The 23,020-nt window shown below is 63.7% G+C and carries 26 protein-coding genes; 7 read left to right on the top strand and 19 right to left on the bottom strand.

Going from position 1 to position 23,020, the window contains the following annotated elements; all coding sequences use genetic code 11:
* Positions 1-137: 137 nt before the first annotated feature.
* The 15 genes from ACWGS9_RS27540 to ACWGS9_RS27470 form a co-directional block, all read right to left on the bottom strand.
* Positions 138-1,124: a flagellin N-terminal helical domain-containing protein gene (locus ACWGS9_RS27540; protein WP_454508206.1), complete on the bottom strand. Its 987-nt coding sequence runs from the start codon at positions 1,122-1,124 to the stop codon at positions 138-140.
* Positions 1,125-1,348: 224 nt separating this feature from the next.
* Complete coding sequence (fliP, locus tag ACWGS9_RS27535) at positions 1,349-2,080, bottom strand: flagellar type III secretion system pore protein FliP (RefSeq protein WP_040997123.1); 732 nt, start codon at positions 2,078-2,080, stop codon at positions 1,349-1,351.
* Entirely contained in the window at positions 2,077-2,571 is a 495-nt protein-coding gene (locus ACWGS9_RS27530) for a flagellar basal body-associated FliL family protein (RefSeq protein WP_454508205.1), read from the bottom strand. Before ACWGS9_RS27530 ends, fliP begins: the two co-directional genes overlap by 4 nt.
* 18 nt (positions 2,572-2,589) lie before the next feature.
* Complete coding sequence (gene flgH / locus ACWGS9_RS27525) at positions 2,590-3,294, bottom strand: flagellar basal body L-ring protein FlgH (RefSeq protein ID WP_320212451.1); 705 nt, start codon at positions 3,292-3,294, stop codon at positions 2,590-2,592.
* Positions 3,291-3,896: a MotE family protein gene (locus tag ACWGS9_RS27520; protein WP_454508204.1), complete on the bottom strand. Its 606-nt coding sequence runs from the start codon at positions 3,894-3,896 to the stop codon at positions 3,291-3,293. The genes flgH and ACWGS9_RS27520 overlap by 4 nt, the downstream gene beginning before the upstream one ends.
* 8 nt (positions 3,897-3,904) lie before the next feature.
* Positions 3,905-4,993 carry a flagellar basal body P-ring protein FlgI gene (locus tag ACWGS9_RS27515; protein WP_454508207.1) on the bottom strand — a complete coding sequence of 363 codons (1,089 nt, stop codon included), beginning with the start codon at positions 4,991-4,993 and terminating at the stop codon, positions 3,905-3,907.
* Between the two features lie 149 nt (positions 4,994-5,142).
* Positions 5,143-5,664, bottom strand: coding sequence for a flagellar basal body P-ring formation chaperone FlgA (flgA, locus tag ACWGS9_RS27510; protein WP_454508203.1), 522 nt, complete (start codon positions 5,662-5,664; stop codon positions 5,143-5,145).
* 6 nt (positions 5,665-5,670) lie between these two features.
* The gene (gene flgG, locus ACWGS9_RS27505; protein WP_454508202.1) at positions 5,671-6,459 is read right to left on the bottom strand and encodes a flagellar basal-body rod protein FlgG; all 789 of its coding nucleotides are present in this window, start codon (positions 6,457-6,459) and stop codon (positions 5,671-5,673) included.
* Positions 6,460-6,468: 9 nt separating this feature from the next.
* Positions 6,469-6,798 carry a flagellar hook-basal body complex protein FliE gene (locus ACWGS9_RS27500; protein ID WP_454508201.1) on the bottom strand — a complete coding sequence of 110 codons (330 nt, stop codon included), beginning with the start codon at positions 6,796-6,798 and terminating at the stop codon, positions 6,469-6,471.
* Positions 6,798-7,214 carry a flagellar basal body rod protein FlgC gene (flgC, locus tag ACWGS9_RS27495; protein WP_454508200.1) on the bottom strand — a complete coding sequence of 139 codons (417 nt, stop codon included), beginning with the start codon at positions 7,212-7,214 and terminating at the stop codon, positions 6,798-6,800. Before flgC ends, ACWGS9_RS27500 begins: the two co-directional genes overlap by 1 nt.
* 2 nt (positions 7,215-7,216) lie before the next feature.
* Positions 7,217-7,597 carry a flagellar basal body rod protein FlgB gene (flgB, locus tag ACWGS9_RS27490; protein ID WP_454508199.1) on the bottom strand — a complete coding sequence of 127 codons (381 nt, stop codon included), beginning with the start codon at positions 7,595-7,597 and terminating at the stop codon, positions 7,217-7,219.
* Between the two features lie 289 nt (positions 7,598-7,886).
* A complete protein-coding gene (locus tag ACWGS9_RS27485) occupies positions 7,887-8,675 on the bottom strand; it encodes a hypothetical protein (protein ID WP_454508198.1) in 789 nt (262 codons plus the stop codon).
* Positions 8,656-10,077: a flagellar protein export ATPase FliI gene (gene fliI / locus ACWGS9_RS27480; RefSeq protein WP_454508197.1), complete on the bottom strand. Its 1,422-nt coding sequence runs from the start codon at positions 10,075-10,077 to the stop codon at positions 8,656-8,658. The genes ACWGS9_RS27485 and fliI overlap by 20 nt, the downstream gene beginning before the upstream one ends.
* Before the next feature lie 4 nt (positions 10,078-10,081).
* Positions 10,082-10,804 (bottom strand): flagellar basal-body rod protein FlgF, encoded by a 723-nt coding sequence (flgF, locus tag ACWGS9_RS27475; protein ID WP_454508196.1) that lies wholly within the window; start codon positions 10,802-10,804, stop codon positions 10,082-10,084.
* A 7-nt stretch (positions 10,805-10,811) separates the two neighbouring features.
* Positions 10,812-11,939, bottom strand: a complete 1,128-nt coding sequence (locus ACWGS9_RS27470) for a DUF1217 domain-containing protein (RefSeq protein WP_454508195.1) — start codon at positions 11,937-11,939, stop codon at positions 10,812-10,814.
* A gap of 140 nt (positions 11,940-12,079) precedes the next feature.
* On the opposite strand from ACWGS9_RS27470, the gene motA reads away from it, so the two are divergent.
* From motA to ACWGS9_RS27440, 6 genes are read left to right on the top strand one after another with little or no spacing between them, the layout of a single operon-like run.
* Entirely contained in the window at positions 12,080-12,955 is an 876-nt protein-coding gene (motA, locus tag ACWGS9_RS27465; RefSeq protein WP_320309774.1) for a flagellar motor stator protein MotA, read from the top strand.
* A 34-nt stretch (positions 12,956-12,989) separates the two neighbouring features.
* Positions 12,990-13,928 (top strand): FliM/FliN family flagellar motor switch protein, encoded by a 939-nt coding sequence (locus tag ACWGS9_RS27460; protein ID WP_454508194.1) that lies wholly within the window; start codon positions 12,990-12,992, stop codon positions 13,926-13,928.
* Positions 13,929-13,958: 30 nt separating this feature from the next.
* Positions 13,959-14,336, top strand: a complete 378-nt coding sequence (gene fliN, locus ACWGS9_RS27455; protein WP_454508193.1) for a flagellar motor switch protein FliN — start codon at positions 13,959-13,961, stop codon at positions 14,334-14,336.
* A 43-nt stretch (positions 14,337-14,379) separates the two neighbouring features.
* Complete coding sequence (locus tag ACWGS9_RS27450) at positions 14,380-15,402, top strand: flagellar motor switch protein FliG (RefSeq protein ID WP_320212438.1); 1,023 nt, start codon at positions 14,380-14,382, stop codon at positions 15,400-15,402.
* Positions 15,403-15,426: 24 nt separating this feature from the next.
* On the top strand, positions 15,427-16,509 hold the full coding sequence (gene flhB / locus ACWGS9_RS27445) for a flagellar biosynthesis protein FlhB (protein ID WP_454508192.1): 1,083 nt from the start codon (positions 15,427-15,429) through the stop codon (positions 16,507-16,509).
* 17 nt (positions 16,510-16,526) lie between these two features.
* On the top strand, positions 16,527-16,961 hold the full coding sequence (locus tag ACWGS9_RS27440) for a hypothetical protein (protein ID WP_454508191.1): 435 nt from the start codon (positions 16,527-16,529) through the stop codon (positions 16,959-16,961).
* A gap of 183 nt (positions 16,962-17,144) precedes the next feature.
* On the opposite strand, the gene ACWGS9_RS27435 is transcribed toward ACWGS9_RS27440, so the two are convergent.
* From ACWGS9_RS27435 to ACWGS9_RS27420, 4 genes are all read right to left on the bottom strand, one after another.
* Entirely contained in the window at positions 17,145-17,915 is a 771-nt protein-coding gene (locus tag ACWGS9_RS27435) for a helix-turn-helix transcriptional regulator (RefSeq protein WP_454508190.1), read from the bottom strand.
* Positions 17,912-18,622, bottom strand: coding sequence for a helix-turn-helix transcriptional regulator (locus ACWGS9_RS27430; protein ID WP_454508189.1), 711 nt, complete (start codon positions 18,620-18,622; stop codon positions 17,912-17,914). Before ACWGS9_RS27430 ends, ACWGS9_RS27435 begins: the two co-directional genes overlap by 4 nt.
* A 659-nt stretch (positions 18,623-19,281) precedes the next feature.
* On the bottom strand, positions 19,282-20,313 hold the full coding sequence (locus ACWGS9_RS27425) for a histone deacetylase family protein (RefSeq protein ID WP_454508188.1): 1,032 nt from the start codon (positions 20,311-20,313) through the stop codon (positions 19,282-19,284).
* A 44-nt stretch (positions 20,314-20,357) separates the two neighbouring features.
* The gene (locus ACWGS9_RS27420; protein ID WP_320212432.1) at positions 20,358-21,011 is read right to left on the bottom strand and encodes a TetR/AcrR family transcriptional regulator; all 654 of its coding nucleotides are present in this window, start codon (positions 21,009-21,011) and stop codon (positions 20,358-20,360) included.
* A gap of 253 nt (positions 21,012-21,264) precedes the next feature.
* On the opposite strand from ACWGS9_RS27420, the gene ACWGS9_RS27415 reads away from it, so the two are divergent.
* Positions 21,265-22,932, top strand: coding sequence for an amidohydrolase (locus tag ACWGS9_RS27415; RefSeq protein ID WP_454508187.1), 1,668 nt, complete (start codon positions 21,265-21,267; stop codon positions 22,930-22,932).
* Positions 22,933-23,020 lie beyond the last annotated feature (88 nt).

Below are 23,020 nucleotides of genomic sequence, written 5' to 3'. Positions count from 1 at the left end.
CCTCCCAGCATGAATGTTGAATCAGAACTGCGATGATTTGGGAATCCTACGACTCATATAAATCTCATCCCGCTCTAATGCAAATCGGGCCGCGCTTTTGGCGCGGCCCGATTGTCTACGTAGCTGTTTTAGAGCGATCAGCCGCGGAAGAGCGACAGGATCGACTGCGACGAGCCGTTGGCGATCGACAGCGCCTGGACGCCGAGCTGCTGCTGAACCTGCAGTGCCTGGAGGCGGGTCGATTCCTTGTTCATGTCGGCATCGACGAGCTGGCCGACGCCGCGGTCGATGGAGTCCATCAGGCTCGAGGTGAAGGTCTTCTGCAGGTCGATCGAGCTCTTGGCGGCGCCGAGCTTGGTGGCGGCGGTCGTCATGTCCTTCAGCGCGGCGTCGACGACGTTCATCATCTGCGAGATCTGAGCGTCGCTGGCGGCGGTGGTGCCCGTGAAGATGGACAGGCTGGAAACCGAATAAGTATCGCCGGCTACGGGAGCAGCACCCAGGGTCGGGTTCTGTGCCGTGGCGGTCGTAGCGCCGGTGGTGCCGAGGCGAGCCGCATCGAGAATGCCCTTGGAGGTCGGGGCAGCGCCCGAGTCATAGAGCTTGATGCTTTCCACGTTGACGTCGATCGTCGAGATCGAAACCGCGCCCGTGGCGCCGCGGTTGAAGGCCGAAACGATCTTGACGTCGGCAGCGGTGCCCGAGGCCGTCGACACCGACAGCATGTTGGTGCCGGAGAAGGTGGCGCCGTCTGCATAGGCCTTCAGCTGGTCCTGAAGAGCTTTGATTTCAACCTGCGTCTTTTCCTTCGAAGCATCCGTCTGGCCGTAGGAGGCGGTCAGCTTCTGCTGGATCTGGTTGATCGTGGTGATCGCGCTGCTCATGCCGGTGTAGGCGGTGTCGACCTTCGAGGCGCCGAGGCCGAGCGCGTCCGAAACGGTCGACATGGCCTGGTTGTCGGACCGCATCGTGGTGGCGATCGACCAATAGGCCGCGTTGTCCGAAGCCTGCGAGACGCGGTAACCGGTGGAGATGCGGGTCTGGGTGGTCTGGAGCTGGTTCTGGGTATTGTTGAGGCTCTGCAGCGCGGTCAACGCAGCGCTGTTGGTCATGATACTGGCCATGGTACTCGTACCTTATTTTTACACGGATTTTTTTGACATACCGGCATGTCCGGTATGACGGTGCGGCATCATGCCAATGACCGCTCAACTGGGTCACCCGCCATCTGCGAGCGACTATGGCGGGAAGTCCCTACCAAAGACCTAAATCGGACAGTTAATCGAAAATATATTGCGTAAAATTTGTGCGGAACGGGGACGGCATTTCGATACCCGTTCAAGCGTCGTCAGGTGAAGGATCGCACCAGGCTGCCGACCAGAAGGTTCCAGCCGTCGATCAGCACGAAGAACAGGATCTTGAACGGCAGCGACACCACCGTTGGCGGCAGCATCATCATGCCCATGGCCATGGTGACGGTGGCGACGATGAGGTCGATGACGAGGAACGGCAGGACGATGAGGAAGCCGATCTCGAAGCCGCGCCGGATCTCCGAGATCATGAAGGCCGGCACCAGGATGCGCAGGTCGACGGTCTCGCGCGAGACGGTCTGGCCGCGCTCGCGGGCGAGGTCGGCGAAGAGGTCGAAATCCTTGTCGCGCACATTGTGCAGCATGAAGTCGCGGAACGGGCCGGAAATCTTCTCGAACGCCTCGGCCTGGGTGATCTGGTTGTCCATCAGCGGCTTTACGCCGGTGTTCCAGGCCTGGTCGAAGGTCGGCGCCATGACATAGAAGGTCATGAACAGCGACAGCGAGATCAGGATCAGATTTGCCGGCGTCGACTGCAGGCCGATGCCGGCGCGCAGGATCGAGAAGGCGATGACGAAGCGGGTGAAGCTCGTCACCATGATGAGCAGGCCCGGCGCCACCGAAAGCACGGTGAGCAGGCCGAACATCTGGATCAGATAGCCAACGGTCGTGCCGTCGGCCTTGCCGATGCCGCCAAGATCGAGCTGCTGGGCCGCGGCGACGGATGTGGTGACGACGATGAGCGCCGTGGCTATGAGGAACTTTCTCATTCGAGCAGCATCGTCCTGACGAGAACCTGTTTGACGTGGCCGCCGCTGCGCAGCGTCGCGCGCTCCTCGAGATCGGCCTTGAGATGCTGGTAGCCGCTGGCGCCCTCGATCTGATGCAGCTTGAGCGTGCGCACGTAAGCGAGCAGATCCTGGTGGATCTGCTCGGTCATTTCAGGCGGCTGTGGGCCATCATAGAGCAGCGACGCTTCCAGCCGGATCCAGACTTCCGACGGCGAGGCGAGATTGGTGGTGATCGGCGCCAGTTGAACCAGCGTCGGCGCGGCGGCCGATTTGCCCGCTTCGGCAGACTTTTGCGCAGTGCCGGCGTTCTCCGGCGCCGCAGGCACCGGCGCCGGTGTCTCACCCTGCTTGAGATAGCCGCCGGAGACCCAGCCCATGCCGACAGCCGCACCCGTCATGACCAGCAGCATGGCGAGCTGGATCACCAGGGAAGGCCCCTTCTTGGGCTGGGTCTGCTCGACATTCGCCACCGTTGCTCGCTCCCGGCCCTAGAAAGGAAGAACCTGGTCGAGGACCTGCTGGCCATAGGCCGGCTGCTGGACCTCGCTCACGCGGCCACGGCCGCCATAAGAGATGCGCGCCTCGGCGATGCGCTCGTAGGGGATGGTGTTCTCCGCACCGATGTCGGACGGACGCACCATGCCGGCGATGGTCAGCACCCGAAGCTCGTAGTTGACGCGGACCTCCTGCGAGCCCCTGATCAGCAGATTGCCGTTGGGCAGCACATCGGTGACAACGGCCGCGACATTGAGTTCGAGATTCTCCGAGCGCTTGATCTCGCCGTCGGCATTGGTCTCGGTGCTGGAACTCAGGCCGGCATCGCCCTTGCCGCTGGTGCTTGCCTTTTCCCAGCCGAGATTGACGTCATAGCCGAGCTTGCGCGCCGCGGTGCGGCTGCGATCGTTCTGGTTCTTGAAATTGGCCTTGTCGTTGAGCTTGATGTTGACGGTCAGGATGTCGCCGGCGCGCAGCGCGCGCGGATCGGTGAAGAGCCGGCTCTGGCGGTCGTCCCACAGCGAAAATTTTTTCGGCCGCGAGGCCGGTGGCTCGGGATAGCTGTAAGGCCCCGAGGCACCGTCGCCGATGCCGGAACCGACCGGCGACAAGGCCGGCTCCCTGCCGATCTCCTTGAAATTGGTGCCGCAGCCGGACAGCGCCGCGACCGCGACGAGGACAAGGAACTTCAATTTCATGACGGGTCAACCCTTCGCGCCGCGCTGGCCATGATGCCGGTGAGCGTCGCCGCCGCCTTCTGGTCCATTTCGTTCAAGATGACGCCGGCCTTGCGCGAATCGAGCTTCATCAGGATGGCCGCAGCGAGCTCGGCGTTGACCATCGCCAGCCGTTCGGCCGCGGCGTCGGGCTTCATGCCGGCATAGATCTTGACGACGCCGTCCTCGGCGCGCGCCAGGAACACTTCGCGGCGCTTCAGCCATTCCTCATATTCGGCGCGCTTTGCTTCCAGCGCTTTCATGCGCTCGTCGATGCCGGCCTGCAGCTGCTTCAGCTCCTCGGCCTGCAGAGCGTAGCGGCGGTCGCGCGCGGCGTCCGCAATGTTGGAGCAGAAGCGCTGGATCTCGCTTTCGTCGGGAGCCTTGCCGCCTGCGAGTGCCGCCGGCTGGGCCGGCTCCTTCGCGCGCGTGAGTTCCGCCGACTGGGCCGGCGCCTGTCCACCGGGCAGAACCTGCCGAATTTCCTCCGCGCCGACGGAAGCGCTGCCAAGAAGCGCGGCTGCTGCCACAGCAGCGATCACTGTGAAGGGGCGGTGCGTCTTCGAGGAGAGCAGCTTGATCATCGGCGTGCCTATTGAAGAACAAGGTCGGCCTGCAAGGCGCCGGCCGATTTGATGCCTTGCAGGATGGCGATGATGCCGTCGGGCTTCACGCCCAGGCGATTGAGGCCGGAGACAAGCGTTTCGAGATCTGGACCGTCGAGCACGGCAACGCGCGCGTTGGGCCGGGTCGCTTCAATGGCGGTGAAAGGCTCGACCGCGGTCTGGCCCCTGGAGAAGGGTTCCGGCTGGACCACCTTCGGCGCTTCGGTGATGCGCACGGTAAGCGTGCCGTGGCTGATCGCCACGCGCGAGATCCTGACATTGCTGCCGATGACGATGGTGCCTGTGCGCTCGTCTATGACGACGCGGGCCGGGGCATCCGATTCGACGACCAGATTCTCGATCTCGGCATAGAAGCGCGCGGCGGAGATATTCTTCGGCCGCCTGATCTGCACGGTGCGCGCATCGCGCTCGGCGGCGACACGCATGCCGAAGCGTTGCGAGGTATAATCGTTGATGGCGTCGGCGATGCGGATCGCGGTCGAGAAATCGGGATTGCGCAGTTGCAGCGTCAGCACGCCCTGGTCGTCGAACTCGGCCGGCACGGCGCGCTCGACGATGGCGCCGTTGGGCACGCGGCCGGCGGTCGGCACACCCTGCGTCAACTGCTGGGCCTGGCCCTGGGCGGTGAAGCCGCCGACGATCACGGAGCCTTGCCCGACGGCATAGATTTCGCCATCGGCCGCCTTCAGCGGCGTCATCACCAGCGTGCCGCCGGCAAGCGAGGTGGCGTCGCCCATCGAGGAGACGTCGATGTCGATGCGGGCGCCCGACTGGACGAAGGGCGGCATGTTGGCGGTGACGATGACGGCGGCCACGTTCTTGGCGCGCGCGCTGCCGCCTTCGGTGGCGATGCCGAGATTCTCCAGCATGGCGCGGATCGACTGTTCGGTGAACGGCGAGTTGCGCAGGCTGTCGCCGGTTCCGGCAAGGCCGATGACCAGGCCGTAGCCGACGAGCTGGTTGTCGCGCGCGCTCTGCAGCTGGGCGATGTCCTTGATGCGCGCGGCGACCTGGCCGGGCGGCAGCGTGCTTGGCCCGGTCGAGACCCGGAACATGCGCTGGGTCGTGGCCGGATCGTATTGCGGATCGTCGTAGACGCCGCCGTTTTTCTGCGCCAGCTCGCGCTTGACCTTGGGTGTCAGCCCGTCCGCCAGCGCTGGCTGGAGAGCGATGGCCGTGCTCAGCAGAAGGACAAAGGCGCGCATCACGAAGCGCCGACCTTGATGGTGCCGTCGGCCATCACCGTGCCGGAAATGATCTTGCCGCTGTCGATGTTGCGGATCTTGATCTGGTCGCCGGCGGCACCGGGTTGCAGCGTGACGCCGGCCGCCGAAATGGTCAGCGCGCCGGCGGTGAAATAGACCTGCACGGAAGCGCCCTGTTCGACCAGCCAGGCGTCACGGATGGCGGTGACCGGGATATAGCGGCCGGGCAGAAGCGTGCGCTTGGCAACCTTGCCTTGGAGCTCCTCGGAGCGCGTCGCCATGCCGTCCGGCTTGTGCTTGCCTGGGATGAGCGTCACCTGCTTGAGCGAGGCGAATTCGATGGTCTCGCCGGGATAGATGACCCGGTTGGGGATCAGCACGGCCTCGCCGACGGATTGGCCGGCGGCAATCTGGTTTGCCGACTGGCCGGTCGTGTCCTGCGCGAAAGCCGGCATGCCGGCGGCCACCAGAATGGCGGCCAGCGCGGCGCGGCGGAGTGCGCAGGAGATCGGCTCGGCCATCATCCGTTACCTGATGTTCTTGGAGACCACCGAGGCCATGTCGTCGGCGGCCTGGATGACCTTGGAGTTCATTTCGTAGGCGCGCTGCGCCGAGATCAGCTCGGTGATTTCCTTCACCGGATCGACGTTGGAGGACTCTAGATATCCCTGCTGGATCGTGGCGAAGCCAGGATCGCCCGGAACGCCGACATTGGCCGGACCTGAGGCAGCCGTTTCCTGGAAGAGGTTGTCGCCGAGCGGCGCCAGGCCCGCCTCGTTGGCGAAGTTGGCGATCTGGAGCTGGCCGAGAAGCTGGAGGTTGGTCTGACCGCCCAAGCGGGCAAAGACCTGGCCGGTCTTGTTGACGATCACCTCGACGGCGTTGGTCGGCACGGTTATGGCCGGGATGACCTTGGCGCCGTCCACCGTCACGAGCTGGCCGGTGGCATTGGTGTTGAAGGCGCCGGCGCGGCTGTAGAGCGTGCCGCCGTCGGCACCCTCGATCTGGAACCAGCCCCTGCCGGTCAACGCCAGGTCGAAACTGTTGCCGGTGCTGGCCAGCTCGCCCTGCGTGTGGACGTTGCGCACCGCCGTCGTCTTGACGCCGAGGCCGATCGAGACGCCTTCCGGCACCAGCGAGGTGTTGGAACGGTTGGGCACGCCTTGCGTGCGGTCGACCTGGTAGAGCAGGTCGGAGAATTCGGCCCGCGCCCGCTTGTAGCCGGTGGTGTTGATGTTGGCGATGTTGTTGGCGATGACTTCCAGGTTGGTCTGCTGGGCATTCATGCCGGTGGCGGCGATGGCAAGTGCTTTCATGGCGCTGTCCTAGATACTCATGCGACTGATTTCGAGGTAGGCCGAGACGACCTTGTCGCGGATCGCGATGGTGGTCTGCAGCGCCTGCTGGGCGCTCAGCACCGCATCGACAACCTGGCGCGTATCGGCATCGCCCTTCAGGGCCTGGATCGACATCTGCTCGGCGCCCTGCAGCGTGTTGACCGTTTTGGTCGCCGCATGGCTGAGGACGTCGGCGAAGGTGCTGCCGACGCTTTCGCTGGCCTGCGTTCCGATGCCGCCTGGCAGCAGGTTCGGTGACGCAGACCCCGCTCCGTCAACCGCTGTCTTGAATTGTATAGCCCCGATACCGCCGATCATTACTGGTTCCTCATCAGGTCGATGGTCATGGAAATCAGATCGCGAGCCTGCTTGATGACCTGCAGGTTGGCTTCATAGGAGCGGTTCGCCTCGCTCATGTCGGCCATTTCGACCAGCGTGTTGACATTGGGCATCTTGACGTACCCTTTGGCGTTGGCGGCTTCGTTGCCGGGCTGGAATTCGATCGGGAAGTCCGAGGGGTCGCGAGAGATCGAGCTGACTTCCACCAGCGAGCCGCCGGTTGCGCGGTCGACCTCGGACTGGAAGGTGATCGTCTTGCGACGATAGGGATCGGCGCCGGGCGTGTTGCCGGTCGACTGGGCGTTGGCAAGGTTTTCCGAAACCACGCGCAGGCGCTCGGACTGGGCGCCAAGGCCGGATGCCGCGACTTTGAGGGCTGCTGTCAGCGCGTCCATGCTCAGCCCTTCACCACCATCGTCATCATCGAATGGAAGGCCTTGACGATCGCCGTGTTGAGCTCGAAGGAGCGGCGGACCTCGCCGGCCTTCATCAACTCCTGCTCGACAACGACGGTGTTCTTCGACGGCATGATCGCGCCGTCAGGGTCTTCCGGCTTCACGTTGAAGCCGGCATTGGCGGTTTCGGCGCCGAGGTGGCCCGCCTGCGTGGCGGCCAACGTCACCGCGGTCCGATCGAGGACCTTTTCGAACGGCTCGACGTCATTGGCGGTGTAGCCAGGCGTGTTGGCATTGGCGATGTTGGAGGCGATCGCCGACTGGCGCACCGCCAGCCATTGCGACTGACGCGTGGCGAGATCAAAAAGGTTTACGGGTTCCATGGGAATCTCCCGGACAAGTACGCGCAAGACTAGGCGGCCAGTCTTGCGCGGACCTTGCGCGGGGAGGGCTATGCAGCCCTAGAGCCAGATGATTTCAGGTCGAATCGACCTGAAATCTGAATCCGGCTTAACGCATGATGTCGTCCGAAAACCGCTTCACACTTTTCGGCATCATGTTCTAAAGCGCGTCGCGCTGAAACGGATTCAAGCGACGCGCCTTAAGTTTTTGTTTTTATGCATGTCGTTATCCCAGAACCGCTTCACACTTCTGGGCGACATGCATTAGCCGTTACCTAGAGAGCTGGATCACCTTGTCGGTGCTGGTGACGATCACCCACCTGCCGCCACGCTGCTCGATGGAGGCGACGCGGCTGGAATCCGGGAGGACGGAGCCGCGCTGAACGATCCAAAGACCTGTATCGTCCTCGATCATGGCGCGGCCGTTGGCGACATGCACCATCTTGAATTCCGAAGCGGCGGCCGGGAAAGGCTGGTCATCGGGCGCGGGCGCGGGGTCGTCCTGCACCGTTCCGGTGGCAAACAGGTCGATATCGGTATTGGGAACGTCCCTGGCCGTCAGCGTTCCGCTGCGTTCGGCTACGACGCCGCCGCCCTGGCGTCCGGAATTGCTGCCGCTGCCGCCGAACTTGATGGCCTGGACGCCGAACTGCTCCTGGTTGAAGAAGATGTACCAGGGAAACAATGCGCAGATCAGGCCGAGCGTGATGCCGAGCGCGGCGATGACAAGATCGCTGCGACGGTCCGCGCTTCTGTCGACCAGGCGCGGGAACTGGGCTTTCGGCGGCTGTGGCCACTCGGTGCTTGGAAAAAGCCCGTCGATCAACGAATCGCGGCTGACCTGTGCCACATCGGCGATCGCGGCAGCGGATTTCCTCGGCGGATGCGGCTTGTCGGCTCTGCTCAGAAGAGCTGTTGCCTTCACCGTCTTGGCGCGCGCGGCCTTATCCCTGGCAATTCTTGCTTTGTCGGCCTCAGCCCTCTCCGCTGCCTCGGCCTCGGCAAGCATGTCGCGCAGCATGCGCTCGGTGTATTGGAGCTCAGTCTCCTTGATCGCCATTGAGCTTCCCCTTGAGATGGCGGGCGAGGTCGGCGAACGGATCGGCCGATGCGCGGTCCCGCGGCGATTGCGTGAGCGCCTCGTAAATCAGCGGCACCTGTCGCACCGCGATATCGAGCTCGGTGTCGGCGCCGCTCTGGTAAGCGCCCAGCAGACGGATGTCGCGCGTATCCTCGAAGCGCGCGATCATCGATTTGAGCCTTGTCACCAGCATGCGTTGCTCGGCGCTCCAGGCCTTGTCGGCAAGGCGCGAGATCGACGACAGCGGATTGACCGGCGGATAACGGCCCTGCTCGGCAAGCGCGCGGTCGAGCACGACATGGCCGTCGAGAATGCCGCGCACCGAGTCGGCAACTGGATCATTGTGATCGTCGCCGTCGACCAGCACGGAGATGATGGCGGTGATCGAGCCCCTACCTTTGACTCCGGGGCCTTCGGCGCCCGGTCCGGCGCGTTCGAGCAGCTTCGGCAGGTCGGTGAAGACCGAGGCCGGATAGCCGCGCGCGACCGGGGGCTCGCCGGTTCCCGTCGCAACCTCACGCAGCGCATGGGCAAAGCGGGTGATGGAATCCAGCACCAGGAGCACACGATGGCCCTGATCGCGAAAATGCTCGGCCACGCACATGGCGGTGTCGGGCGCGCGCCGGCGCATCATGGCGCTTTCGTCGCTGGTGGCGACGACAGCGACGGTCTTGGCCATGCTCTCGGCGCCGATCGTATCCTCGAGGAACTCGCGCACCTCGCGGCCGCGCTCGCCGATCAGGGCCACGACCACGGTATCGAAGGCCTCGGCGCCGGCAAGCATGGCAAGCAGCGTCGACTTGCCGACGCCGGAACCGGCGAAGATACCGAGCCGCTGGCCGAAGCAAAGCGGGGTGAAGATGTCGATCACCCTTACGCCGGTCAGGAAGCCGGTGCCGACGCGCTGGCGCGACAAGGCGCCTGGCGTCGCGCCATGCGTGACGTCGGCAGCATTCGGCCTGATCAGTGGCGGGCCGCCATCAATGGCTCGGGCCAAGGCATCGATGGCGCGCCCGCGCCAGGAGACGTGCGGCGTGACCGCGAGCGGGCCCCGGCGAAAGACGGCGTCGCCAATGCCGGCATCGGCGCTGCGTTCGAAGGGCGCGATCACCACTTCGTCGCTGCCGATCTTGACGATCTCGCCGCGTCGCGCGCCGGCCTTGCCGCGCTGCTCGACGATGTCGCCCAGCCTGGCAATTCCGGACAGGCCGCGGACCTTGTAATGCGTCGGCGAAATCTCGGCGACGCGGCCGCCGCGCGCAAGCAGCGTCTGCGGATCGTCGAACCGCCGGAAGACGCGTTCGAGCGCGGCCAGCCTGTCCGTCCGCCCGGTATCCGCCGGGCTCTCGGAGGCGCGCAACAGGGACGAGCCGATCGTCATGCCGTCACTTCGAGCCGAGCGTCTTGATCGCGTCGTCGGTGGAGGAATCGGTCTGCCGCATCAGCGCTGCGGTGTTCTCGAAAGCGCGCTGAACCTGGATCAGCCGGGTCATTTCCAGCACCGGGTTGACGTTCGACTCTTCCAGAAATCCCTGCGCGATACCGACGTCCGAGCGATCGGTGACAGGTTCGGGCGTGCGCGCGGGAACGATGCCCGAATTGCCATAGCGGACGAAATTCTCGCCGGGATCGAAGTTGTAGAGGCCGATGGCCCCGACCAATTGGCCATTCTGCCTGAGCGAGCCGTCGGCGCCTGCCTTGGGCGGGCCGTTGCGCGGATCGAGCTGGATCGGCGCGCCGCCGCTGTCCAGCACCGGATGGCCTTCGATCGACATCAGTTCGCCGTTCTCGTTCATGGAGAACCGGCCGTCACGCGTCATCACCGTGCCGGCGGGCGTATCGATGGCGAACCAGGCGTCGCCCTGGACGGCGAAGTCGAACGGGTTGCCGGTTTCGGTCAGCGCGCCATGCGCGCCGGAAAGATAGGTCTTGCCGGAGGAGGCGAAGGAAACCGACTTGGGCCCGGTGCCGGAGACGACGTCCTCGAACTTCACGCCGGTGGCGCGAAAGCCGATGGTCGAGGCATTGGCGACATTGTCGGCGATGGTGTCGAGACGGCGCTCGAGCGCGATCTGCGAGGAAAGGGCGACGTAAAGGCTGTCCTGCATGATCTTCTCAGAACTTCAACTGCTGCATGGCCATCATCAGATCGGTGGAGATGCCGACGGTGGTCGGTTTCGCGAAGAGCACGCTGATCGACGACACGGCCGTCGAGGTCGGGTGGTCGATCTCGTACATGCTGGTGAAGCGGGTCAGGAATTTGCCGAGCTTCTCGGGGTCGGTGAAATCCGAGATGTCGAGCTTCTGCCCGAACAACTGCGCCTGCTTGTCGATGTCGGCGGTGGCGAAGGAATCGGGCAGGCCGAGCGCGGTGCGGACCACGCTGGCAAGCGCGGTGTCGGCGAGCACGTCGTACCAGCTGGTGATGTCGGGCGCCTTGCGCTGGAAATAAAGCGCCAGCCGCACGCCCTCGTTGGTCTTGCCGGCGTCTTCCTCCAGCGTCTGGCGCATGTATTTGTCGACGGTCGGCTGCTGCGCTGGAACATAGGTGGTGGCGTTTTCGCCATATTGTTGAAAGTTGAAGGCGGAGGCCAGCGCGGCATAGGCCGGATCGGTCTGTTTGTTGGCGACACTGTTGGGGTCGCGCACGCCGCCTTGCAGGACCTGTTTGATCAGGTCCTTATCTTCGGTGGCGGAATCGAGCCCGAACGCGGCCAGCGCATAGGTGTAGAGCCGGCTGTTGCCCATCAGGTCGTCGACGGACTTCACCTTGGTGATGTTTGCCAGGTAATAGGTCGTCTCACCCTTCACATAGTCCGAGTTCGGATCGAGCCCTGCGATCTGCGCTTGCGTGGCGTAATTCTTCGTCACCAGCTGCTGCGCCTTGTTATACACGGTCGCATCGGCGCCGTTGGCGGCGAAATTGAAGGCGCTGACAAACTGCGCGTAACGCTTGTCGGTCAGCTTGTTGGCGAAACTGTGTGGATCGGAAACGCCTTCCTTGAGCGCCTTGACCATGAAGGCCTTGGCATAGTCCATGTCCTCGAGGCCGTAGGCCTTCATGGCATATTTGAACAGCCGATCGTTGTTGACGAAATCGTCGATCGATTTCACCTTCGTGATGTTGGCCAGATAATATTGGGTATCCCGATCGACCGTCGGCTGTTTTTCAACCTGGTCGATCGACTTGTTGATGTCTTTAACAATCAACTGATAGCTGGTGTAGGTATTGAGCAAGGACACGCCTCCGGCCGAAGCTATCCCGGCACAATAACGCCACTTCCTTGCGCGAAGCTGAATCGCGTCCGCTGCCTTCGATTCAAGCCTCACACAAGGCACGGGGACTATCCCTGATCCACGACTGACATGCGGAAGGACCTGTCGTGGGCATTCTGATCGGACTTGTGGTGACGCTCGGCTGCGTTCTCGGCGGCTTCATGGCCATGGGCGGCCATCTGCATGTGCTGCTGCAGCCATGGGAAGCGGTGGTCATCTGCGGCGCCGCGCTCGGCACCTTCCTCGTCGCCAATCCGATGAAGACGGTCAAGGACACCGGCAAGGGCATCCTCGAAGCGTTCAAGCAGGCGGTGCCGAAGGAGCGCGACTACCTCGAGACGTTGGGCGTGCTGCACAGCCTGATGCGCGAGCTGCGCTCGAAGTCGCGCAGCGAGGTCGAGGCGCATATCGACAACCCGGAAGAGTCGGCCATCTTCCAGGCCTTCCCGACCGTGCTCAAGAACCACGATCTGACGAATTTCATCTGCGACTATTGCCGCATCATCATCATCGGCAATGCCCGCTCGCACGAGATCGAGGCGCTGATGGATGAGGAGATCCAGACGATCCGCACCGACAAGCTGAAGGCCTATCACGCGATGGTGGCGGTCGGCGACGGCCTGCCGGCGCTGGGCATTGTCGCCGCCGTGCTCGGCGTGGTGAAGGCGATGGGCGCGCTGGACCAGTCGCCGGAAATCCTCGGCGGGCTGATCGGCGCGGCGCTCGTCGGAACCTTCCTCGGCATCTTCCTGTCCTATGCCGTGGTCGGTCCGGTCGCCACCAAGATCAAGACGGTGCGCGAGAAGAAGAACCGCCTCTACATCATCGTCAAGCAGACGCTGCTTGCGTATATGAACGGCGCCCTGCCGCAAGTGGCGATCGAGTTCGGCCGCAAGACCATCTCGTCCTATGAACGCCCGACGATCGATGCCGTCGAGCAAAGCACGATGAACGCTGGCGGCGCCGAGAAGAAGGCGGCCTGAGCATGCTCCTTCTCAGACAGGGCCGCTTGCCGTCATGACCAGCCCGGCCAGTCCGTCAGAAACGCGGGCCTTGATCATCGAGCGCCTCGTCGGCGACAGCGGCGAGGCCGCGCAGGTGATCGGCGTCGGGCGCGGCATGGCCGAGCGCGCGTTGCCGCTGCTGCAGAAGGCGCTCGCAGGCGAGCTCGGCGCGCCGGTGACGGTCGATCTGCAAGTCGTGGAAGTCAGCCGCGTTCCCGAGGCGCGCTCGCGCGCCGGCGACGCCTTCGCGCTGAGCATCATTCCTTCGCCGGCCTCGGCCGACGCCATGACGCTGGTGATGGATGCGCAAGCGGTCGCCGTCACAGTGAGCGCGCTGTTCGGCGGCGATCCCGACCAGCCGGTCGCGCCGATCGAGCGCGACCTGTCGCAGATCGAGGCCGATGTCGCGACCACCGTCTTCCAGGAGGTCGCGACGGCGCTCAACGGCTCCGGCAAACGCTCGCTCGATCTGCGCCTGCCGGTGCCGAAGGCGATGTCCGGCAACGAGGCGAGGCGGCGCGTGCTGCGCGACGGCGCCGCCGTGCGCATCGTCTATGGCCTGTCGACGCCGTCCGACAGCGGCACGCTCACGGTGATGATCCCGCAGCGCCTGCTGCTTACCTCGCGCGGCGGCGAGGCCACCGCGGGCGAGGATGGGAAGGCCACGGAGTTCGACTGGCGGGCCCGCTTCTCCAAAGAGGTGATGCGCTCGACCGTCCCGCTCGAAGCGACGATGCCGCTCGCCAGGATGACGCTCGGCGACCTCGCGGCGTTCGAGCCCGGCCAGGTGATCGAATTCGAGGAGAACGCGCAGCTCAACGCCAGGCTCAGCACCCGCGACAAAACATTGTTTGTCTGCGAGTTCGGCAAGTTGGGACAGAACTACACCGTCCGCATCAGCCATCCGCATGACGCCGGGCAGGATTTCATCGACGGACTGATGCCGGGCTGACGCCAGGTCCGGGATTTATGGAGACGACAGATGGCAAAGACCAAGGTGGAAGCCGAACCCGATCAGCCCGACGAACAGCTCGACCGCGCCATAGAGGAACTGCGCGGCGTGCTGCGGGAAGAGGAAAATCGCCCCGATGCCCTTCAGTCGGGCGCCAATTCCTCGATCATCATGACCATTCCGGTCGACGTGCAGATCATCCTTGGCAGCACGGAGATGCCGGTCTCGGAGTTGATGGCGCTGCAGAAGGGTTCCACGGTCGCGCTCAACCGCCGCATCGGCGAGCCCGTCGACGTCGTGGTCAACGGCCGCAAGATCGCGCGCGGCGAGATCACTGTGCTGGAAAGCGATCCGACGCGCTTCGGGATCAGGCTCACCGAGATCATCGCCGCGACGAAAAGCGCCTGAGAATGGTCGGCGGACGGACCAATCGGCAGCGAGGGCTACACGCATGACGACGGCATTGGCGCTCACACGTCCGCAAAAGGCGGCAGCCATACTGGTGGCCATGGGCAAGCCCGCGGCCAGCCGGCTGCTCAAATTCTTCAAGCAGGATGAACTGAAGGCGCTGATCGAGGGCGCGCGTCTGCTGCGCACCATTCCGCAGGCCGACCTGGAGCGCATCGTCGCCGAGTTCGAAGCCGAGTTCACCGAGGGCGCGGGCCTGCTCGATTCAGCCGACCGGATGGATACGATCCTGAACGAATCGCTGTCGCCCGAGGAGATGAGCGCCATCATGGGCGACAAGAAGTTCGAACCGGTCCCGGAAGGACCCGCGCCGATATGGCCGGACCTCGAAAAGCTCGAACCGGCACGGCTTGGCGCCTTCCTTTCCGGCGAGCATCCACAGACGTCGGCCATGGTGCTTTCGAAGCTCGCGCCGCAGACAGCCGCCAATGTGCTCCTCACCATGGAAAAGCCGATGCGCAGCCAGATCATCAAGCGCATGGTGACGATGGCCAACATCCCGGATGCGGCATCCCGGATCGTCGAGAACCAGCTGCGCGTAAGTGTGCTGTCGCAGAAGGCCAGCAGGGACACCTCGGCCGGCCAGGAACGCGTCGCCAGCATGCTCAACGAAATGGCGAAGCCGGAACTGGACGACCTCATGCAGGACCTGGAACAAGCCGGAACGCCCGATCTCGCCGGCGTCAGGTCGCGGCTGTTCGCCTTCGACGACCTGCCTCTGCTGCCGCAGAAAGCCCGGGTTCTGCTGTTCGACGGGCTGTCGACCGAACTCGTCACGCTGGCGCTGCGCGGCGCGGCGCCGGAACTTGCCGAATCGGCGCTGTCGGCAATCGGCGCGCGCTCTCGCCGCATGATCGAATCCGAACTCGGACAAGGATCGGAAGGCATTGCGCTTGCCGACATCATGGCGGCCCGCAAGAGCATATCGGTCGCCGCCATCCGGCTGTCGCGCGAAGGGGCTTTCGAGCTGCCTTCGACGCAGGCGGCCGCCGCCGAAGCCGCTTGACGATAACTAACCGGTCAGAGCGCCATGGCGGATGCAGTCGACAAGGATTCCAAAACAGAGGAAGCCACAGAAAAGAAGATCCGCGACACGATCGAACAGGGCAAGCTGCCCTATTCGCGTGAGACCGCGATCTTTGCGTCCTTCCTCGCCATACTGGTTTTCGCCGTCTTCTACGCCAAGGACGCGGTTGTCGATCTCGGCATGTTCCTGTCGACGTTCCTGGAAAAGCCGGAAGCCTGGCCGATGGACACCGAGACCGACGTCATCTCGCTCTACAAGCAGGTGATGACCGAGATCGGTCGCGCCGTCGTCAGCCTGCTGGTGCTTTTGACGGTTGCCGGCATCGGCGCCTCGATTTTCCAGAACATGCCGCAAATCGTCGGTGAACGGATCAGGCCGCAGCTGTCGCGCATCTCGATCGCCAAGGGCTGGAGCCGGATGTTCGGCGTGCAGGGGTGGGTCGAATTCCTGAAGTCGCTTGCCAAACTCGGCTTCGCAATCGCTGTGTTGAGCTTCACGCTGTCGGAAGATCACCGCAAGCTGCTCGCCGGCATGATCACCAACCCGGTCTCGTTCGGCCTGGTCATCCGCGGCATCTTCGTCGACATTTTGGTGGCGATCGTCTTCGTCATGGGACTGATCGCGGTGGTCGACATCGTCTGGTCGCGTTTCCACTGGCGACGCGACCTGCGCATGACCAAGCAGGAAGTCAAGGACGAGATGAAGCAGTCGGAAGGCGATCCGATCGTCAAGTCGCGGCTGCGCTCGCTGGCGCGCGACCGGGCGCGCAAGCGCATGATGACGGCGGTGCCGCGCGCGACGCTGGTGATCGCCAACCCGACGCACTATTCGATCGCGCTGAAATATGTGCGCGAGGAGGATTCCGCTCCGATCGTGCTGGCCAAGGGACAGGATCTGGTCGCGCTCAAGATCCGCGAGATCGCCAGGGAGAACAACATCCCGATCTTCGAGGACGTGGCGCTTGCGCGCTCCATGTACAAGCAAGTTTCGGTTGATAGCGTGATCCCGTCGCAATTCTACCAGGCGGTCGCCGAGTTGGTGCGGATCGTCTACTCGAAGAAGGCTGCGCGCAAAGCAACCCAATGAACGGACGCCGCTAATCCATGGACCGGCAACCACACGCCAATTCCCGCGAGCTCATCGTCGCCAGCGCCATCGAGCCTGTGGTGGGCGAATTGAGGCTCATCGACGTTGCCGACTATATCGCCTTCATCCGGCTTGAGCATTTCGCCTGCCTGTCGGACCTGGTGGATTCGGCCGCCGAGCTCTACTTCCGGCCGAGCACGCTGCGGCTTGGCCATGGCGGCGAGGCGCATGTCGACTGGGGCGGCAGCCCGCGCATCGTGCTCGATCTCGAGCTCCGGCCGCGCGGCGTGACGGTGTATTTCCAGCTGACGCTGACCGAGCACGAGGCTTCCGTGGTGGTCAACTACGTGTCGTTCGAGAAGCCTGGCGAGACGCCCGAGCACAACACTGCCTTGCTCGAGGACGCGATCGAAGAGGCACACATCCGCAGAACCGAGCCGCTGGCCTTTTGATTGCAGTCGGCCCGAACCTCGCTGCCGCACATTCAAAACGCCGCGCGCTTAGAGCCGTTCCTGGAGTTGCTCCGGAGCGTTTCACCGTTTCACGGAAACGGCGAACCCGCTCCATCTCTCTGCTTTGACGCAATTCCGAACGGAAAACCGCTACGCACTTTTCCTGGAGTTGCTCCAGCAAGGTCATTCGATCAGGCCGAGCCGCAACGCCTTGGCGACCGCCTGGTTGCGGTTGACCGCGTTGAGCTTCTGCGTCGACTGGGTGAGGTACTGGTTGGCGGTGTGCACCGAGAGCTTGAGGAGCTTGGCGATCTCTTCGCTGGTGTTGCCGTTGGCGGTCAGCTTCAGGCATTCGAGTTCGCGCTTGGAGATCGAGCGCGTCCTGCCGGTGTCGCCGGGCCGGATGCGGGCGACCGCCGCGAAGAGTGCGAAGGAGCGGGCGTGGATCTCGCAAAGCGCGTCGTCGGACAACGCGATCTCCGAGCCCAGAAAGACGACCAGCCCGCATTGACCGCGATCGGCATGCACGGGGAAGGCGATGCCGTTGGTGCCCGGCGCCAGCGGCGCCGTTGGCTCGGCCCAGGCGAGCGATTGAAAAATCTGCCGCGAGCCGGCCGCGCCGTCGTCCGCCCACCAGCGCGGCGCCGTCGAGATGCGGCTGTGGCGCACCATATCCTCGCCATTGGCGCCAGAGATGAATTTGGTCGCGACCGCCGTGCCGGGATAATCGGAATCGAAACACGCCACGAGTCGCGCGCGTTCCGCGGACGGGCTGACGAAAAATAGCCCGAAGGCCGAGGCGTTGATGTCGACGGCGATCCAGCGGCAGCGGCGCACGGCATCCGGAATGGTAACCGCGTGGTGGGTCTCGGAGCCGAGAGAGAACGCGCCGAACGGGTTGCGCTGATCGTTGAAAAGGGCGGCGGCCGCCTCTCTGACCTGTGCATGCTTCAAATGATGCCGCTCCTGATCGCCGTCGCGATCGCCATCGCGCGGTTGCTGGCCGCGAACTTCTGGATGGCGTGCGTGATGTAGCTGTTGACGGTGTTCGACGAGACGCCGAGGATGAGCGCCACCTCATCGGTGGTCTTGCCTTCCGAAACCCAGAACAGGCATTCGCGCTCGCGGTCCGACAGCGGATCCTGCATGGACGCGGCCGCGATCAGCTGCGGAATGCTGGAAAGCGCATAGCAGCATTTGAGCTGCGCCTTCATCAGGGCGGTCAGGTCGATCTTTCCCGCCTCGGCGGCCGAGAACAGCACGAACAGGCGCTGCCGGCCGACATTGAGCCGCAACGAATAGATTTCGGCGTGGCCAAGCACGTCGAGCAGGCGGGCCTCTTCCCCTGTCAGCAACGCGCCGGCGTCAGGCGCGTGCGCGGCCACCAACGGCCTTGGGCGTGTGCCCGGCGCCACGGTCAAGGGGCCCAGCGCCAGGTTGGCGATCAGCCTTTTGCCGATCAGCTCTATGCCGTCGAAGATCCAGTTCGAGGAGACGATGCGCGCATCGTTGCGGTCCTGGTCATGCACGATGGCGACCAGCATGTAGCTGTCGGCGCCGATATCGGCTGCGAGCTGCATGAAGAAACTGGTGAGATCGCCGCGCGACGTCAGGCGCGAGCCTGAAGCATCGGGTTGGAGAAGCGCGGCGGGACTGCTCATTTTAATTCTTGGATTCTTGCCGGAATCGATCCTTGTGCCCGGTGCTGGCGAAGCCAACGGCCGGACCCGAAACGCGTCACGTTTACGAAGACACACTCAAAGGCGCGAACGGCGCCCAACCGCGCCGAATCCCTCTAGGGAACGCGAAACCGTCCGCGTCTGGTGCCGGCCTGGCGCCGGGACTTGAGACTTTGGGTGGTCGCCGCGCCCCCCATGGACCGGCTGATTCGGGTCTAATCTACCCGCAGATGAATCCGACATCAAACGCGATTTGACAAAATCGAATCTGATGGACTCGTATTGCGACTCAGCGGCCAGTCTTCGCGTTACTTGGTGTTGATTTCAAAGTCGAATTGGGCCGATGATTTCCCGGCGGGGTCGCAAAAAATACGCCCCCGGTTGCATCCGAGGGCGTATGTCCCTCGATCGGATGCGGCTTAGAGCAGCTCAGCGTTTGATAGAATCGCTGACCTGCTCTAAGTCTTTGTTTTTACGCAATTCCGGACGGAAGGCTGCGGCGAAGGCGCCGAGCCTAACCGCTGCGCACTCTTTCTGGAATTGCTCTAAAGCGCGTCGCGCTGAACCGGGTTCAGGCGGCGCGCTTTACGTCTTTGTTTGATGCATGTCGTTGTCCCAGAACCGCTGCTGGGCGACATGCATTAGTGATCCTCGAAACCCGTCAGCACGCCGACGGCGTTGATGCCGATCTCTTCCACCGCGTAGCCGCCTTCCATCACGAACAGCGTAGACAGGCCGAGCTTGGCGATGCGGCGGCCGATCTTCGGGTAATCCTCGCTCTTCAGCTTGAACTGGCTGATCGGGTCTTTCTCGAAGGTGTCGACGCCGAGCGAGACGATGACCACATCGGGGGCATAGGCCGCAAGCCTGGCGCAGGCGTCCTCCAGCGATGCGCTCCAGCCGTCCCAGTCGGTGCCGAAGGGCATCGGGTAATTGACGTTGAAGCCTTGGCCTTCGCCTTCGCCGCGCTCGTCGGCATGGCCGAGGAAGAAGGGATACTCGACCATCGGATCGCCGTGCAGGTTGAGCACTTGGACGTCGCCGCGGCGGTAGAAGATCTCCTGCGTGCCATTGCCATGATGATAGTCGACATCGAGGATCGAGACGCGTTTGGCGCCCTGGTCGCGGAACCATTGCGCGACGACGGCAGCGTTGTTGATGAAGCAATAGCCGCCCATGAAAGCCGCGCCGGCATGGTGGCCGGGCGGGCGGCAAAGCGCGAAGGCGGTGCGCTCGCCGCCCTTGACCAGGGCGGCGGCGGACAGCGCCACGTCATAGGAGGATTTGATCGCCGCCCAGGTGCCCTCGACGAAGGTGGCGCCGGCATCGAAGGAATAGTAGCCGAGCAAGGCATCGACGCGCTTCGGCGGCACGTCGCCGCGCAGGCCGCGCGTCGGCCAGGTGAAGCCCATGGCCGATCCCTTGAAACCGGCGGCGACCCATTCCGGCCACACTGTCGGCAGGAAATCGATGTAGTGGGCCTCATGCACGCGTTTGGCTGCGGCGAGGTCGTGCTCGACCGGTCCGATGATCGGCCCGAGCTTCTCGCCCTCCACCCGCGCCTTGATGAATTCGGCCCGCGACGGCTTCTCGAAACCCGGCACGATCGCCGACGTGACCAGTTCCATCTGGCCTGAATGGCCGGCATGAAGCGGCGAGTAGACAGTTTTCATCGAAATTCCCCTGGAAGTGCGAAAATCGGTTGGAGGTGCAAAAATCAGTCGAGATTGAGATAGGGGGTCACCAGAGCGAGCCACATGGCTTCCACATCGTCCTCGATGAGGTCGAATGTCTTGCGATCCCGCTTTAATCCGACAAGCCTGCAGGCGTGCCCGACCTCCATCATCACAAGGCCCAGCCGCTTGGCGGTCTTTTCCTCAAGGGCCGGGTTCACATGCTGCAGCCAGGCGGCGTAGAGGGCGATGATGTCCTTGTCGTATTCGTCCTGGATCGGCCTCAGGTCGGCGTTGCCGGAGATCGCCTCGATCACCGGCATCAGGGTCGCGTTGTCGAGATAGATCCGGGACGTGTCGATAAAGAGCTTGCGCACTTCGCGGCGAAACTCTTCGCGGTTGGTGGGTGAGGCGACTTTGATGCGCTTGGCGATCACCTCGGGAAAGGACGACAGCCAGCGCCTGCCGAGTTCGAGAAGGATGGCTTCCTTGTTGGGGAAATATTGGTAGACCGAACCGACTGATAGGCCCGCGCGCTGCGCGATGGCGAGCGTCGTCGGGGTCTTGGTTCCTTGCTCTCGCGTCAGGATCAGCGCCGCGTCGAGAATCCTGTCGACCACCTTGCTTGACCGTTTCTGCCGCGGCTGCTTGCGCGGTTCGAGCGCTATCCTGGTCTTGCGGTCGAGACTGCGCTTCACTGCTTGCTGCCCCCGTTCCCCGCTCGGCCTCACCATAGGCGCGCGGTGCTGTCCACAATACATTCTAAATTCGGCATGTTGACAAACGCGAATAATCAGTCGCATTCTTTATCCACGCTGTCTTCAACGATAACAAGGGGAATTTCGAAGACGGCGCATCGGCATCGGCTTTTGTCACACGGCGTCGCCCCGGTGGAGCGGCAGCTCGTTGGACCTGGCCGCTGTCGGTCCCTCGGCAAAATGTGGAGTCGCGATGTCGGTTGCGGATGGTGGTGCGGATCTGGTGGTCGTCAACGGCCGAGTGCTGACCGTGGACGATGACAATCCCGCCGCTGAGGCTGTTGCCGTCAAAGACGGCGTCATCATTGCAATTGGCAACCGCGCTTCCATCGAAGAGCTCAAGGGACCGGCGACAAAGGTTGTCGACGCCCAGGGCGGCTCCGTCCTGCCGGGCTTCGTCGAGGCGCATATGCATCTGTTCGGCGGTGCGGCCGAGCTCGACAATCTGCATCTGGCGGGCGTGCATGGCTTCGACGCGCTGCGCGACGCGATCCAGGATTTCGCGGCGAAGCGCCCGGACGCCACGCTTCTGATCGGAGCCGGCGTCGACTACGCCATCCTGCCGGAGCCGGTGACGCGCCACGATCTCGACCGCATCATTCCCGACCGTCCCTTCGCCATGTCGGCTTCCGACCACCACACGATGTGGGCGAACACCAAGGCGCTGGAAGAGGCCGGGCTGCTTCATGGCAGGCAGGTCGGACAGGGCAATGAGATCGTCATGGGCGCGGATGGGCTTGCCGCCGGCGAGCTGCGCGAAGGCGAAGCCTTCGGGCCGGTCCTCGACCACTACGGGGCGAACCGGACGCGGCTTGGCCTGGAGGGCGCCGAGCCGGATCCCTATCCTTCGGCGAAGGAATTGGCGGCCGATCGCGACCTCATGCATCGCGGCCTGCAATGGTGCGCCAAGCACGGCATCACCTCCATCCAGAACATGGACGGCAACCTCTACCAGCTCGAGCTGCTGGCCGGGCTGGAAAAGGAGGGGCGGCTTTTGTGCCGCACCAAGATCCCGTTCCACTTCAAGAATTTCATGAAGCTGGACATGCTGGAAAAGGCCTCGCGCATGGCCGCGACCTACAATTCCGAATGGCTTTCGTCCGGCATGGTCAAGGTCTTCTATGACGGCGTGCTGGATTCCTGGACGGCGGTGATGGTCGACGACTATGCCGACCGGCCCGGATGGCGCGGCGAACCGCTGTTTTCGCCGGAACATTTCGCCGAAGTGGCGGTCGAGGCCGACAGGCGTGGCCTGCAGATCGCCGTGCATTCGATCGGTGACGGCGCGGTGCGGGCGGTGCTCGACGGCTACCAGGCTGCGCTCAAGAAGAACGGCAGGCGCGACAGCCGGCATCGCATCGAGCATATCGAGGTGACGACGGCCTCCGACGTGCCGCGCTTCGCCGAGCTCGGCGTGCTCGCCTCGATGCAGCCGGCGCATCCGCCGGGCGCGCTGAACTTTCCGATGGAGCCGACGATCTCGCGCATCGGTCGCGACAAGTGGCCGCTGAGCTATGCCTGGCGCACGCTGAAAGATGCCGGCGCGCGCGTGGTGTTCGCATCCGACTGGCCGGTTTCGCCGGTCGATCCGATCCTGTCCATCCAGGCGGCAGTGATGCGCAGACCTTGGGCAGAAGGCATGCCGGACCAGAGCTTCTCGTTGCAGGAAGCAATAGAGGGCTACACGGTCGAGGGCGCTTATGCGGAGTTCATGGAACATCGCAAGGGTCGCCTGAAAGCCGGGTATCTGGCTGATATCGTCGTTTTGTCGGCTGATATCGAGGCGACGGCGCCGGAAGCGTTGCACACCGTGCGTCCGGCGACCACCATCTGCGGGGGGAAGGTCACCTATCAAGCCTAACGATGGCATAGGAATTGCTTAATTGAATAGGGGCTCGGATCGAGTCACTGCTGCGCAGTTGCCAAGCCGCCCGGCTTATGGTGACAAT

The organism is Mesorhizobium sp. Arg314 (assembly GCF_053714275.1).
Note: the sequence above shows the minus strand (reverse complement) of the source record. Positions and strands in the feature narration are given on the sequence as shown.

What these genes read in the sequence shown, in the direction of transcription:
- fliI (WP_454508197.1), bottom strand. Translation starts at nt 10,077, where the DNA reads ATGACGATCGGCTCGTCCCTGTTGCGCGCCTCCGAGAGCCCGGCGGAT.
- ACWGS9_RS27440 (WP_454508191.1), top strand. Translation starts at nt 16,527, where the DNA reads ATGGACCGGCAACCACACGCCAATTCCCGCGAGCTCATCGTCGCCAGC.
- ACWGS9_RS27425 (WP_454508188.1), bottom strand. Translation starts at nt 20,313, where the DNA reads ATGAAAACTGTCTACTCGCCGCTTCATGCCGGCCATTCAGGCCAGATG.
- ACWGS9_RS27500 (WP_454508201.1), bottom strand. Translation starts at nt 6,798, where the DNA reads ATGATCGGCGGTATCGGGGCTATACAATTCAAGACAGCGGTTGACGGA.
- ACWGS9_RS27515 (WP_454508207.1), bottom strand. Translation starts at nt 4,993, where the DNA reads ATGTTCCGGGTCTCGACCGGGCCAAGCACGCTGCCGCCCGGCCAGGTC.
- flgC (WP_454508200.1), bottom strand. Translation starts at nt 7,214, where the DNA reads ATGGACGCGCTGACAGCAGCCCTCAAAGTCGCGGCATCCGGCCTTGGC.
- ACWGS9_RS27520 (WP_454508204.1), bottom strand. Translation starts at nt 3,896, where the DNA reads ATGATCAAGCTGCTCTCCTCGAAGACGCACCGCCCCTTCACAGTGATC.
- ACWGS9_RS27485 (WP_454508198.1), bottom strand. Translation starts at nt 8,675, where the DNA reads ATGGCGATCAAGGAGACTGAGCTCCAATACACCGAGCGCATGCTGCGC.
- fliP (WP_040997123.1), bottom strand. Translation starts at nt 2,080, where the DNA reads ATGAGAAAGTTCCTCATAGCCACGGCGCTCATCGTCGTCACCACATCC.
- ACWGS9_RS27450 (WP_320212438.1), top strand. Translation starts at nt 14,380, where the DNA reads ATGACGACGGCATTGGCGCTCACACGTCCGCAAAAGGCGGCAGCCATA.
- ACWGS9_RS27540 (WP_454508206.1), bottom strand. Translation starts at nt 1,124, where the DNA reads ATGGCCAGTATCATGACCAACAGCGCTGCGTTGACCGCGCTGCAGAGC.
- fliN (WP_454508193.1), top strand. Translation starts at nt 13,959, where the DNA reads ATGGCAAAGACCAAGGTGGAAGCCGAACCCGATCAGCCCGACGAACAG.
- flgG (WP_454508202.1), bottom strand. Translation starts at nt 6,459, where the DNA reads ATGAAAGCACTTGCCATCGCCGCCACCGGCATGAATGCCCAGCAGACC.
- flgB (WP_454508199.1), bottom strand. Translation starts at nt 7,597, where the DNA reads ATGGAACCCGTAAACCTTTTTGATCTCGCCACGCGTCAGTCGCAATGG.
- flhB (WP_454508192.1), top strand. Translation starts at nt 15,427, where the DNA reads ATGGCGGATGCAGTCGACAAGGATTCCAAAACAGAGGAAGCCACAGAA.
- ACWGS9_RS27430 (WP_454508189.1), bottom strand. Translation starts at nt 18,622, where the DNA reads ATGAGCAGTCCCGCCGCGCTTCTCCAACCCGATGCTTCAGGCTCGCGC.
- flgH (WP_320212451.1), bottom strand. Translation starts at nt 3,294, where the DNA reads ATGAAATTGAAGTTCCTTGTCCTCGTCGCGGTCGCGGCGCTGTCCGGC.
- ACWGS9_RS27415 (WP_454508187.1), top strand. Translation starts at nt 21,265, where the DNA reads ATGTCGGTTGCGGATGGTGGTGCGGATCTGGTGGTCGTCAACGGCCGA.
- flgA (WP_454508203.1), bottom strand. Translation starts at nt 5,664, where the DNA reads ATGGCCGAGCCGATCTCCTGCGCACTCCGCCGCGCCGCGCTGGCCGCC.
- ACWGS9_RS27460 (WP_454508194.1), top strand. Translation starts at nt 12,990, where the DNA reads ATGACCAGCCCGGCCAGTCCGTCAGAAACGCGGGCCTTGATCATCGAG.
- flgF (WP_454508196.1), bottom strand. Translation starts at nt 10,804, where the DNA reads ATGCAGGACAGCCTTTACGTCGCCCTTTCCTCGCAGATCGCGCTCGAG.